Source organism: Rhodococcus opacus (assembly GCF_012396235.1).
Taxonomy (GTDB): domain Bacteria; phylum Actinomycetota; class Actinomycetes; order Mycobacteriales; family Mycobacteriaceae; genus Rhodococcus_F; species Rhodococcus_F opacus.
Map to the genome: position 1 here is coordinate 284,723 of NZ_JAAXPA010000009.1, position 12,367 is coordinate 297,089.

Consider the following 12,367-nt stretch of genomic DNA (forward strand, 5'->3'; position numbering starts at 1 on the left):
GCGACTCACCGGCCCGAACTCGACTCCTGCCCCGCGGACGAGCGCGCCGCATGGGCGAGCACCTGCGGTCCGGTCACGAACGCCTTCCGCCACGGTGCGACACCGTCGATTTCGATCTCGATGGACAGGCTCAGCACGGTGCGGATCAGCACGATCACTCCCAGGACGGCGGCATCGGTCAGTGACGGTGTCGACGTGACCGTCTTGACGATGTCTGCCGCGACGAGCAATTCCAGGCCGAGCAGGATCGCGCCGCCGAGCGACTCCCTCAGGGTCTTGAACGCCTGAGTGCCGTCTCCGGTCCGCTTCCACGCGCGCACCGCGAGGAAGAAGGCGAAGAGGAACCCGACAATCATCGCGAGGACACCGAGCACTTCGAACACTTCGGTTGCGAGTTCGAAGAACCTGACAGTGTCCATGGTGTGAGTGTTCCTGTTCGGGACGGTGTTCGCAGTCGAGCCCGGTCGTTCCAAGCATCACGCCAGGCGTCTAGCTCCGACCGCGGGCGGCCAACGCGTTGACGAACACGTTGGCGATGTCGGCGGGATCCTTCGCGACGTAGCTCGATCCTCCGGTCACCCGCGAGATCTCGGCGAGCGTGGCCGCGTCCGCGTCGTCGGTGATGCCGATCGTCACGATGATGACGGGCCGGGCCGGATCCGTCTCACGCTGCAGGATGCTCAGGAGCTGTTCCTTCGTGATGGAGTCCGGATCCTCGTTGGCGCCGTCGGTCAGGATGATCACACTGTTCACAGCGCGCGGGTCGTACGTCTCCTGCACCGTCCGGAACGCGGCGAGCGTCGTGTCGTACAGACCGGTGCCGCCGCCGATCAGCGCGTCGACCTTCCCCGCCTGCTGCGCCATCAGCTGGCGCTGCGTGAGACCGTCGACCACCGTGTCGTAGCGGCGGATCGAGACCATCTCCTTGTAGTCCTGCGGTCCCCCACCGAGGCCCTGCGAGAACGCCCACAACCCCGCCGACACGCTGTCCGGGAACATCGCATTGCCGGCGAGTGCGGCATCGACCGTGAGATCCATGCGCGACCGGCTGCCTGCGGGGGTCTCCATCGACCCCGACACGTCGATCGCGACGAGCGTGCGAATGGGTAATGCCATCAACGCCCACCCGCCGAGGGCGTCCTGTAGTGCCGACTCGTCCTCGAGCGCGAGCTTGGTGACCCTGCCGACACCGCGGCCGTCGGCCAGTGGACTCCCGTCGGGTCCGCGGAATCCGTGCTCCGCGAGTACCGCGCGGGCCTCCTCGCCACCGAGAACCGCGGCGACGGCACGTGCCACCTGGGTGGCCTTGTAGTGCCGGTCGGGGGCCGGCGACGTGACGACGAGCGGGAAGTTCATGAAGTTGCTGCCCGTCGGGGGCACCGTCGCGGTGAGCGTGCGCGCGCCGTCACCGTCGGAAAAGTCGAGCACGGACTGTTCGGTGGCCACGGCAACTCCGCCGTTGTCGACGACGCCCTGCAGCATCTCCTCGCCAACGGGCTCGTCCGCGGTGCGTGCACTCTCCTCCTGCGCGAGCGGGACCAGCGCCGCCCGCACCGTCCCCGCGGACACGGGATCGGCCTGGCCCTCGGCGAGTGCCGCGTTGATCGGAGCCTGCGCCACCCCGGTCACGAGGGGGTTGCCCAGCTGGATGTCCTTGATCTGGAGGGCCGCGAGCCACGTCGGCGCCGTGGGGGCGTCCGCCTCGCGGGACGCCAGGACAACGGGCGACGATGCGATCGAACCCGACATCACCTCGACCGGACCGGCTGCGGTGAGTGCCGCCTTGCCCACCCAGGCGCCGGTGTCGGGGATCCAGAGATCCGGGGCGTCGGTCCCCTTGCCGAGCCGTCCCGCGATGTCGCCGGACGTCGCGCCGCTGACAGCGACGTTCGCGCAGCCCAGGTCGGTGTCCTTCGCCTCGCCGAGAATGCGGTTCAGAGCGGGCACGATGCTCGGGTCGGCGGCGAGCGTGTAGTCGGTGACCTGATCGCAGTCGTCGGCCCAGGAGCGCACCGCCTGAACGACGACGACCACGGAGGCCACGAGCCCGATCACGACAGCGGCGCACACCGCGTAGAACCCGGGCGAGCGACCACCGCGCTCCTGCCCCGCGCTCGAATGACGCCCTCCGGCCATCGTCTGCCTCCCTAACATTTCGGTCACGAGACGACCACCGACACACCCGGACCGAATATGATCCGCCCCACATCGTAGCGAACGGTGCAGCGTACGATGCTGCGCTAGTGACGGGGCGGTGCCCTCTTCCGCCTCGGGGGCGACCAGCGAGTCAGCGCTCGAGTTGTGCGACCTCGAGCCGGCGGGCGACGAGCGCGGCCTGGATCTGCCGCAGCCCGGACGGGCGGGTCGGATCGCAGCCCGTCAGCTGCGCCACCCGCTTGAGCCGGTAGTCCACCGTATTGGTGTGAAGGTGCATCTGCTTCGCGGTGCGCTGCCGATTGAGATCGTGGCCGATGTGCACCTCGAGCGTTTCGATCAGTTCGGGTGAGCCCTGCAACGGCTCGAGGAGCCGCGCCAGGTGGCTTCTGCCCGGTCCGGGCCGGGTGAGCTGGTATTCGAGCGCCAGATCGTCCATCTCGTAGAGACCCGGTTCCAGCGCCAGCTGATGGGCGAGGTCGAGGAGTTCGTGGACCTGGTCGGCAGCCGCGGGGATACCGGCGGTGCGAACCCGGGTTGCCGTGGCGGTGAGCGGAACTCCGGCGGCCGCTCCGATGCGGTCGAGCAGGGACACCATCCAGGCCCGCTCGGGTGAGCCGGGCAGCAACAGCGTTCCACCGTCCGGGCTCAGCGAACAGAGGGCGGCACCACCCGCGGCGTCCGCGAGCTCGATCTGCAACCGGCGGAGCTTCTGCCGGGCGACGACGGTTTTGCGCCGGTGTGTCACGGCCTCCGTGGGATGCGACGGAATCGACAGTCCCAGCACCACGTACTCGTCGGCCAGCTCCACGCCCGCGTGCCGCGCGGCGGTCGCCGCCTTTCTGCCGCTGAGCAGCGCCGTGACGAGATTGACCGCGGCACCGTCACGTTCGCTGTTGACGGCTTCGAGTTCCTCCACGTAGCTGGTCGTGGCGGCGACGGTCACGCATTCGAGGAGGCTGAACATCACCTTCTGGATGACCAGGAGTTCGGGCAGGTCTTCCTCGCGGGCGTTCGAGGCGACGAGGTCGCCGGCCTCCTGGATACCTTCGTGCAGGATGCGGAGTACGAGCTTCAACGGGAATCCCTCGCGGGCCCAGCGCGCGGAACTGTTGCGCACCTCTGCGAGGTCCTCGTCCGTCGGGCTGATGCCCTCGTCGAGCATCTGGATACCGAGGCCGAGGCAGACGATCGTGAAATCCATGACGTCGCTCTGCAGCTGTTCGCCGGGAAGCGAACCGCACGGGGTCACGTTGTCGGCGAAATGCCGGACCAGTTTCTGCGCGACCGTCAGTGTGTCGCGCAGCGGGGCGGAGGCGGGCCTGCCGTCGACGAGGATCTGCGAACCCGGCCCCGAACTATGATTCGTCATAGATCTGATCACTCCCATATGTGGATGACACCGAACTCCCGCACCATCGACATCACGAAAACATAACGAGGGTTCGCTTCTGTCACCGTTGTATCACGACAGAGCCCTGTCCAGGGCGAATACGGGCGATCCGACGTGGACGGCCGTCGTCCGGTCCCGTGTCCGGCGGCGAATCGACCGCCGGTCGAGTCTCGGCTCCGGGCCGAGCGGGGCCCTCCCGGCATCCCCGCGGGTGTGAGGTGCCACAGACCGGGGTGTGTCAGTTCTCCTCGGCGACCCGGACCACCAGCTTGCCGAAGTTGCTGCCCCGGAGGAGGCCGATGAACGCCGCAGGCGCATTCTCGAGCCCGTCGACGATGTCCTCGCGGTAGGCGAATCGGCCCTCTCGGATCCACCCGGACACATCACGCTGGAAGTCCGCGTACATCTCGGAGACGAACTCGCGCTGGATGAATCCGCGGATCGTGAGGCTCTTGACCAGCACCCGGGTGAAGAATCCCGGCAGCCGATCCGGCCCCTCGGGGACCCCCGTGTCGTTGTACTGCGCGATCAAGCCGCACACGGGAACTCGCGCATACAGGTTGAGCAGCGGCAGCACTGCCACGGCCACCGCACCGCCGACGTTCTCGAAGTACACGTCGATGCCGTCGGGACACGCGGCGCGCAGTTCCTCGGCGAAGTTCGGGGACCGGTGGTCGACGGCGGCGTCGAATCCGAGTTCGTCCAGCAGGTAGGCACACTTCTCCGGTCCGCCTGCGATCCCGACGGCACGGGCGCCCTTCAGTTTCGCGATCTGCCCCACCGCCGAGCCGACCGGACCACTGGCCGCCGCGACGACCACCGTCTCACCCGCCTTCGGTTGCCCGATCTTCAACAGGCCGGAGTACGCGGTGAAGCCCGGCATGCCGAGAACTCCGACGGCGGTCGACAGCGGCGCGGCGTCGCGGTCGAGTGTGCGGAGTTGGTTGCCGTCGACCACGGCGTGCGACTGCCAGCCCGCATACCCGAGAACGTAGTCACCGGTTGCGAAATCCGGGTGCCGGGAATCGACCACCTGCCCGACGGTGCCACCGACCATGACCTCGTCGATCTCGACCGGGTCGGCGTAGGACTCCGCCGCACTCATCCGGCCGCGCATGTACGGGTCGAGGGACAGGTAGATGACGCGGACCAGCACCTGACCGTCGGCGGGTTCGGGCAGGTTCACCGCCTCGAGCCGGAAGTTGTCGGCGGTCGGCGCACCGTCCGGCCGTGACGCGAGGACGATTCGGGTGCTCTGAACGATGCTCTCCACACTCACTGTGCGCCTGCCAATCCGTGTCGGGCCGGTATCGTTCGCCAGCCTACCGATTTCAGAACAGTTGCTTCTTCTGCACCTTGCCCATCGCGTTGCGCGGAAGCGACTCGACGACGCGGATCTCGCGGGGCCGCTTGTGCACCGACAGTTCGGTGGCCACATGCTCGATCAGCTCGGATTCCGACACGTCGTCCCCCACGACGAACGCCACCAGCCGCTGCCCGAGGTCCGGGTCGGGAAGGCCGACCACCGCGGCTTCCCGCACACTCGGGTGGCCGAGAAGAGAGGTCTCCACCTCCCCCGCCCCGACCCGGAATCCGCCCGACTTGATGAGGTCCGTGGATTCGCGGCCGACGATGCGGTGGAACCCGTCCGGGTCGATGACGGCGACGTCGCCGGTCTTGAAGAAGCCGTCGTCCGTGAAGGATTCGGCCGTCGCGTCGGGCCGGCCCAGATAGCCGTCGAAGAGCATCGGGCCCCGCACCTGCAGACCGCCGATGGATTCGCCGTCGTGGGGGACGTCGCCGCCGCGCTCGTCGCGCAGCCGGGTCTCGACGCCGCGGACCGGCACACCGACCCACCCCGGGCGACGCTCGCCGTCGGCCCGGGTGCTGAGCGTGAGCATCGTCTCGCTCATGCCGTACCGCTCGATCGGTGCGAGCCCGGTCAGCTCGTGCAGCTTCTCGAACACCGGCACGGGCAACGGGGCGCTGCCCGACACCAGCAGTCGCGCACCCGACAACGCGCGCGCCGACTCGGGGTCGTCGGCGATGCGACTCCACACCGTGGGAACACCGAAGTACATCGTTCCCCGTGCCGCGGCGTAGGCCGCCGGGGTGGGCTTGACCGTGTGGACGAGACGGCTGCCGATACGCAACGGTCCCAGCACACCGAGGATGAGACCGTGGACGTGGAACAGCGGAAGTCCCTGCACCAGTGTGTCGTTGCCGGTCCACTGCCAGGCGTCCGCGAGGGCATCGAGGCCGGCGGCGATGGCCTTCCTGCTGATCAGAACCCCCTTGGGCGGCCCCGTGGTGCCGGAGGTGTAGAGCACGAACGCGATGTCCGACTCGGGCGGCTCCGGGTAGCTGTGCCACGACCGGGCGTGGACGCGGACCGGAACGACGGGCAGGCCCGCCGCGTCCGCGGGCGCCTCGCCCAGCCACGCCTGCGCGCCGGAATCGCGCAGGATGTGCTCGAGTTCGGCGGAGCCGGAATCGGGCGGCACCGGCACCGCGGTCACCCCGGCGATGAGGCAGCCCACGACGGCGAGGACGGTGGTGACGGTGGGGGTGGCGAGGATCGCGACCCGATCCGCGCGTGCCACACGTTCGGCCACGGACGTCGCCGCACCGAGCACGTCGCCGCGCGACAGGGTGGTATCGCCGATCCGGATGGCGTCGGGAATGTCGGCGCCCTGGGCGACGGCCAGAGGGTTCAGAGATCGCAGCAGCACACGGTCAGCTTCTCACAGGGCCCGGACGCGGTCCGGTGGGTCTCCCGGTGGCGGACTGACGGTGGCCAGCGCCGCGCCCAGCAGCGCCCCGGTCAGAACAGCCAGTCCGTGGGCGTCGTCGACGACCACCAGCAGGACACCGGCGACGACGATGCTGCCGCTCGCGGCGAGTGCTCGCCGCTCCTTGGACTGCATCACCACCAGACCGGCGAGGGACGCGGCCAGCGCGAGCGTGGCACCCGAGTTGCCCGCGCCGGGCGACGGGAACAGGAACGCGGTGAACAGGCCGAAGATGATCTGGCTCGCCACGAACAGCAGTACGGCCCGCGCTCCACCCCAGACCCGGACCGCGAGCGGGGCCACCCAGGCGAGAACGAGCAGATTCACCACGGTTCCGGCCAGTCCCCCGTCCTGCACCGCAACCGAGGTGACGATCCGCCACCACTGGTGGTCCCGGATCTGGGTGGGGTCACGCTCGAGGGCGTCGAGGACTGCGGGGACGACGAACTGCAGCAGCGACGGCACCGCGATCAGCAACCACAACACCACCGCGGTGCGCGGCGGACGGGTGAGCCGGACCTCGCCGATGCGCGTCGAACCGAGCAGCGTCGCGAGTACGAGAACGACCGCTAAGAGGACCGCGCTGGTCCATCCCGCGCCAGAAGTCGTCACCGCGAAACTCTACAACGGCGCGCCCTCGCGGGAACCGAACCGCGACTGCACCGGTCAGTCCCGGGTGACCACCGAGCGCAGGAAGAACCGCAGGTTCGAGGGACGCTCGGCCAGCCGCCGCATGAAGTACGCGTACCACTGACTTCCGTAAGGCACGTACACCCGAACCTGCTTGTCCTCGTTCGCGAGCCGACGCTGCTCGACGTCCCGGATCCCGAACAGCATCTGGTGCTCGTAGGCGTCCGCGGCGCGGCCGGTGCGCCCGACCAGCGGGGCGACCGCGTCGATGACGGCCGGATCGTGCGAGGCCACCATCGGGTACCCGGATCCGTCCATCAGGATCCCGAGGCAGCGCAGATACGACGCGTCCACGGCGGCGCGGTCCTGGAAAGCCACGGACTCGGGTTCCCGGTACGCCCCCTTGCAGAGCCGGACTCTCGAACCGGGGCCGGCGAGGGCACGGCAGTCGTCCTCGGTGCGTCGCAGGTACGACTGCACCACCGCACCGAGCCAGGGGTAGTCGCTGCGGAGTTCACGCACGATCGCCAGCGTCGAATCGGTGGTCGTGTGGTCTTCGGCGTCCACGGTCACCCACACCCCGGCCGCCTCCGCGGCGGCGCAGATCGTGCGGGCGTTGTCGGTGGCGATCCTGCGACCGTCGCCGGCGAGTGCCAGCCCGAGCGCCGACAGTTTCATCGACACCTCGAGGCGGCGAACACCCGAAGTCCCTTCCGCGGCTTCCGGTAGCGCTCCGAGATCGGCTACGAGCGCCAGATATTCGTCGACCGTCGCCTGGGCTCCGGCCGCGTCACGCGTGTCCTCACCGAGGAAGTCGATCGACACCGACCGGCCCGAATCGAGGATCTCCCGGACGGTTGCGAGCGCCGACTCCCGGTTCTCCCCGGCGACGAAGCGGTCGACGAGTTTCCGTGTGACGGGGGCGCCGGTGACCGCCCGTTTGACGCGGGACGACCGGGCCGCCGCGAGGATCGCCGGGCGCAGCGGATTCGCCAGAACCGTGGGCGCTTTCATTCCGACCCCATGTGCGGATATCGGTAATCGGTGGCGGGGACGAACGTCTCCTTGATGGTGCGGGCCGACACCCACCGCAGCAGGTTGAGCTTGGACCCGGCCTTGTCGTTCGTGCCCGAGGCGCGGGCCCCACCGAACGGCTGTTGCCCGACGACGGCACCGGTCGGCTTGTCGTTGACGTAGAAGTTTCCGGCGGTGAACCGGAGAGCAGACGTTGCCTGCTCGACGGCCTGGCGGTCGTCGGCGATCACCGCACCGGTCAGCGCGTACGGGGCCGCCGAGTCGACCGTGGCGAGCACGTCGGCGAACGCGTTCGGCGCCGAGTCGTCGTACACGTGCACCGTCAGGATCGGACCGAAGTACTCGGTGGTCATCGCCTCGTCGGCCGGGTCGTCGGCGAGGAGCACGGTGGGGCGGACGAAGTAGCCGACGCTGTCGTCGTACTTGCCGCCGACGGCGATCTCGAGGCCAGTAGCGCTGCGGGCGCGTTCGATGGCCGCGACGTTCTTGTCGTACGCACGCCGGTCGATGAGGGCACCGCCGAAATTCTCCAGATCCGTCACGTCACCGTAGGTGAGGGCGTCGACTTCCGCGGTGAACGTGTCCCGCATCCGCCGCCACAGCGACTTCGGGACGTACGCACGGGAAGCGGCCGAACACTTCTGGCCCTGGTATTCGAACGCGCCGCGGATCAGCGCCGTTCGCAACACGTCCTCGTCGGCCGACGCGTGCGCGACCACGAAGTCCTTCCCGCCGGTCTCCCCCACCAGCCGGGGGTAGCCGGCGTACTTCCCGATGTTCGCGCCCACCTCGCTCCACAGATGCTGGAACGTCCGGGTCGACCCGGTGAAGTGGATACCCGCGAGGCGAGGATCGCTCAGCAGCACCTCCGAGACCGCCTGCCCGCTGCCGGTGAGCAGATTGATCACACCCGGAGGCATTCCCGCAGCCTCGAGCAGCTTGATGGTCCAGTACGCGGCGACGGTCTGCGTCGACGACGGCTTCCAGATCACCGTGTTGCCCATCAACGCGGGCGCGGTCGGCAGGTTGCCCGCGATCGCGCTGAAGTTGAACGGCGTGATGGCGTAGACGAAGCCCTCGAGCGGACGGTATTCGAGCCGGTTCCACACACCCGGTGAGGAGATCGGCTGATCGGCGAGGATCTGGCGGGCGAAGTGAACGTTGAAGCGCCAGAAGTCGATCAGCTCGCACGGCGCGTCGATCTCCGCCTGCTGAACCGACTTCGACTGGCCGAGCATCGTCGCCGCGGCGAGCGTCTCGCGCCACGGCCCGGACAGCAGGTCGGCGGCGCGCAGGATGACCGCGGCCCGGTCGTCGAACGAGAGGGCCCGCCAGTGCGGTGCCGCGGCCGTGGCCGCCTCGACCGCCGCCGACGCGTCGTCGTGGGTGGCGCTGCGCAGTGTGCCGAGCACGGCGGCGTGCCGGTGGGGTTGCACGACGTCGACGCGCTCGCCGTTGCCGTGCCGGTGTTTCCCGCCGATCACGTGCGGGATGTCGACGGGATTGGTGGCGATGTCGGTGAGTGCCGATTGCACTCGGGAACGTTCGGGACTGCCCGGCGCGTACGTGTGGACCGGCTCGTTGGTGGGCACCGGAACCTGGGTGATGGCGTCCATGCTGCCTGCCTCCTGCCCTCAGATCGTGAGGAACTGTGACCGGGACCGCGGGCGGACGGGGACACCCGTCCGAGCGGAACCCTTGAGCCCAGGTTAGCGCCGGATGGGGGTACTCATCCGGTTTTGACGCGCGGGTCGGCTGGCTACCATCGGCACATGGCCGAACGGAATCGCGTGTCACCCCGATCCGAGGTCGTCGCCATTCCACTCCGTGGCCGGTTCATGGGGAACCGGGGCTGCCTGCACCGCGGGCACACCGTCGTGCGCAACCATTCCGGCAAGCGGTGGATCATCTGCGTCACCGACTACCCGGCCCGCACCGTCGCCCAGTGGAGCGAGGGCCATTACACGGTTCTGTTCTTCCACGACGAGGCGGTGGCCCTCGCGGCCGGGCACCGGCCGTGCGCCCTGTGCCGACGCGAGCGGTACAACGACTTTCGCGCCGCCTGGCAGTCGGCACACGGGGGCGGGCAGCCCGGCGCGGACGAGATGGACGCCCGGTTGCACGCGGAACGGCTGGTCGGTTCCCACCAGCGCACGCACGAGGCCCCGTGGTCGTCGTTGCCCGACGGCGCCTTCGCGCTGTTCGACGGCGGCCCCGCCCTCGTGCTGGGTGAGACCGTCGTTTCGTGGTCGGCCGAGGGATACGGGACTCCGGCGAACCGGCCGACCGGCACCGCCACCGTCCTGACACCGCCGCCCACCGTCGCCGTCCTCGCAGCCGGCTACCACCCGGACGTCGCGTAAGACTGGTGGTGTGCGGTATTCGAAAGGTGCGGTATTCCTCCACCGTGGCACGTGGGTCAGCCCGGCGCATCTCATGCGTGGCCCTGGCATAAGCGATCCGGTGTGACCGTCCACCCTGCGGCCGAGAGCCATCGTTGAACCGGCTCAGTCAGGTTGCCGTTCTTCGCTTGCTCGGCGAGTGTGCCGGCGAGGATGGGCCCGTCGCCGCAAATGCTGCAGGCGACATCGAATGAAGGTTGCCCGGGTTCGCAATGCCGACAGTGGTGGCGGCTGGCGACTGTCCCTCGGTGGTCGGGATCGGCGTGGAGCCAGGCCACCGCGAGGTCCGCAGTTTGGTGCGCTACCTCGGCGCGAGTGGTGGGTTCATGTCCACAGGTCGGGCACGTCCGAGACGTCGGCAGCGGTGCAGGTGGATCGGCGACTACGGTGATCTCCTGCGTAACCGGCGCGATGTCCACGCGCTTGTTCAAATGCCCATACACCGTGGTGCGCGGCACTTTCAGCATGCCCGCCATCTGCGCGACGGTGTGTTCCCCCGCGTCGTACAGGCGTTGAGCGAGTTCGATCTGGTCCGAGCTGAGCTTCGAGGGCCGGCCACCCTTCCGGCCGCGGGCACGGGCGGCGGCCAGGCCGTCGCCGGTGTTAACCATGACCGGCCTGACGGCAGTGACGTTGTCGCCACCATCGACCCGGGCGGTTCGATTGTGACCAACCGCGGGGTGTTAGAAGTCGCACCTGAGGTGTCCGTTTGTTCACCCTAGGGCTGGTGCACCTTCCGGTGCGTGAGGACGAGGGTTGTCCGCAACCACGAGGGTGTTCCCAACCGAAGGGATGCTCCAGACGATAGAAGAAGAATCCCAATGACCGAGCCAGGAATACCCTGGGCAACAATCATCGAGAAACTGCGGTACGGGCAGATGACCGTGGCCGAAGCTGCCGCAGCGGCGAACACCACCGTCGCGACAGTCGAGGCGGAGCTTCAGACAGCAGCTTTCCTCGGAAAGCACGGCCCCGAAGCTGCGCAGATGGCCGAGAAGTTCTTTGAGATGCGCAAGTTCGTAGACGCTAAGAACGCCGCCCAGGCCGCTCGGGCGGTCCAGACACTCAGCCGGGGCGCCAGGCTCGCCAATAGTGCCGCCCAGGCGGCCCGACCCTTTGGCGTCGTGAAGAGGGCTCGGGAGGCCCGGCTGCTCCTTGGCCTCAGCGGGCCCGCTGTGGTTCTCCTTGTCGTCGGCATCGCCGCGATCGGCCTGATCGGTGCCGTTTACGTGAACTACGGGAACACCCCGGTCCAACCCGGCCCGAAGATGTTGAACCGCCCGGCCGCCCAGATCGAGGCGCCCGATCCGGGGAGCGAGGTGGCCGCCCCGGTCGAGCCCGCACCGGGTCCGGAAGTGCCTCCTGAATCCGTATCCGATCCGCCCGCGCCCGCGCCGGTTCCCGTACCGGCTGCTGCGCCGGCGCCGCCAGCTCCCCCTGCCCCCGGCCCCGCAAATTCTGCACCCGGTGATCTACCTGCTGAGATCCCCGATCCTCCGGCGGATCCCGCGGCGGCGGCTCCTCCGGTGCCCATACCGGCCCCGGTGATAGCACCCGTCCCAGTGCCCTCGGCCACCGAACCGGGCCATGACGGGACGGCACCCGCGCCGCTCGCCCAGCCAGTTCCCGCACCCCCGGTCGAGGCCGCTCCAGAGCCCCCACCGCAGGGCCCTGTCCAAGGAGGGGTAGCGCCACCGCTCGTTGCACCGGCTCCGGTGCAACCGATGGCGGGCACGGACCAACACGGTGCGACGGATCCCGGCACCACCTACGGCGGGACGGACCCCGGCACCACCTACGGCGGGACGGACCCCGGCACCACCTACGGCGGGATGGACCCCGGCACCACCTACGGCGGGACGGACCCCGGCACCACCTACGGCGGGACGGACCCCGGCACCACCTACGGCGGGACGGACCCCGGCACCACCTACGGCGGGACGGACCCCGGCACCACCTAC

At 69.1% G+C, this 12,367-nt stretch carries 11 protein-coding genes; 2 read left to right on the top strand and 9 right to left on the bottom strand.

All coding sequences use genetic code 11. The features are described from left to right. Positions 1-5: 5 nt before the first annotated feature. From HGB39_RS15235 to pruA, 8 genes are all read right to left on the bottom strand, one after another. On the bottom strand, positions 6-419 hold the full coding sequence (locus tag HGB39_RS15235; protein ID WP_005263040.1) for a DUF1622 domain-containing protein: 414 nt from the start codon (positions 417-419) through the stop codon (positions 6-8). A gap of 70 nt (positions 420-489) precedes the next feature. Continuing rightward, positions 490-2,136, bottom strand: a complete 1,647-nt coding sequence (locus HGB39_RS15240) for a substrate-binding and VWA domain-containing protein (RefSeq protein ID WP_005564612.1) — start codon at positions 2,134-2,136, stop codon at positions 490-492. A 151-nt stretch (positions 2,137-2,287) separates the two neighbouring features. Next, complete coding sequence (locus HGB39_RS15245; RefSeq protein WP_005564613.1) at positions 2,288-3,526, bottom strand: PucR family transcriptional regulator; 1,239 nt, start codon at positions 3,524-3,526, stop codon at positions 2,288-2,290. A 259-nt stretch (positions 3,527-3,785) separates the two neighbouring features. Continuing rightward, on the bottom strand, positions 3,786-4,826 hold the full coding sequence (gene curA / locus HGB39_RS15250) for an NADPH-dependent curcumin/dihydrocurcumin reductase (protein WP_005565390.1): 1,041 nt from the start codon (positions 4,824-4,826) through the stop codon (positions 3,786-3,788). A 52-nt stretch (positions 4,827-4,878) separates the two neighbouring features. Next, complete coding sequence (locus HGB39_RS15255) at positions 4,879-6,279, bottom strand: acyl-CoA synthetase (protein WP_005565392.1); 1,401 nt, start codon at positions 6,277-6,279, stop codon at positions 4,879-4,881. A 12-nt stretch (positions 6,280-6,291) separates the two neighbouring features. Continuing rightward, complete coding sequence (locus HGB39_RS15260) at positions 6,292-6,951, bottom strand: rhomboid family intramembrane serine protease (RefSeq protein ID WP_005565394.1); 660 nt, start codon at positions 6,949-6,951, stop codon at positions 6,292-6,294. Positions 6,952-7,005: 54 nt separating this feature from the next. Then, positions 7,006-7,983 carry a proline dehydrogenase family protein gene (locus HGB39_RS15265; RefSeq protein WP_005565396.1) on the bottom strand — a complete coding sequence of 326 codons (978 nt, stop codon included), beginning with the start codon at positions 7,981-7,983 and terminating at the stop codon, positions 7,006-7,008. Further along, the gene (gene pruA / locus HGB39_RS15270; RefSeq protein WP_005263015.1) at positions 7,980-9,620 is read right to left on the bottom strand and encodes an L-glutamate gamma-semialdehyde dehydrogenase; all 1,641 of its coding nucleotides are present in this window, start codon (positions 9,618-9,620) and stop codon (positions 7,980-7,982) included. Before pruA ends, HGB39_RS15265 begins: the two co-directional genes overlap by 4 nt. Positions 9,621-9,776: 156 nt before the next feature. Here pruA and HGB39_RS15275 point away from each other — a divergent pair, with 156 nt between their 5' ends. Continuing rightward, positions 9,777-10,367 carry a hypothetical protein gene (locus HGB39_RS15275; protein ID WP_005565397.1) on the top strand — a complete coding sequence of 197 codons (591 nt, stop codon included), beginning with the start codon at positions 9,777-9,779 and terminating at the stop codon, positions 10,365-10,367. Positions 10,368-10,438: 71 nt separating this feature from the next. On the opposite strand, the gene HGB39_RS15280 is transcribed toward HGB39_RS15275, so the two are convergent. Then, on the bottom strand, positions 10,439-11,017 hold the full coding sequence (locus tag HGB39_RS15280) for a helix-turn-helix domain-containing protein (protein WP_005565399.1): 579 nt from the start codon (positions 11,015-11,017) through the stop codon (positions 10,439-10,441). A gap of 1,113 nt (positions 11,018-12,130) precedes the next feature. Between HGB39_RS15280 and HGB39_RS38150 the strand changes: the two genes are divergently transcribed. After that, a partial coding sequence (locus HGB39_RS38150; RefSeq protein WP_210752726.1) for a hypothetical protein occupies positions 12,131-12,367 on the top strand: 237 nt, incomplete at its 3' end.

Excerpts from the sequence above, each read along its gene's own strand:
- HGB39_RS15275 (WP_005565397.1), top strand. The coding sequence starts at position 9,777 with ATGGCCGAACGGAATCGCGTGTCACCCCGATCCGAGGTCGTCGCCATT.
- pruA (WP_005263015.1), bottom strand. The coding sequence starts at position 9,620 with ATGGACGCCATCACCCAGGTTCCGGTGCCCACCAACGAGCCGGTCCAC.
- HGB39_RS15245 (WP_005564613.1), bottom strand. The coding sequence starts at position 3,526 with ATGACGAATCATAGTTCGGGGCCGGGTTCGCAGATCCTCGTCGACGGC.
- HGB39_RS15240 (WP_005564612.1), bottom strand. The coding sequence starts at position 2,136 with ATGGCCGGAGGGCGTCATTCGAGCGCGGGGCAGGAGCGCGGTGGTCGC.
- HGB39_RS15265 (WP_005565396.1), bottom strand. The coding sequence starts at position 7,983 with ATGAAAGCGCCCACGGTTCTGGCGAATCCGCTGCGCCCGGCGATCCTC.
- HGB39_RS15235 (WP_005263040.1), bottom strand. The coding sequence starts at position 419 with ATGGACACTGTCAGGTTCTTCGAACTCGCAACCGAAGTGTTCGAAGTG.
- HGB39_RS15280 (WP_005565399.1), bottom strand. The coding sequence starts at position 11,017 with ATGGTTAACACCGGCGACGGCCTGGCCGCCGCCCGTGCCCGCGGCCGG.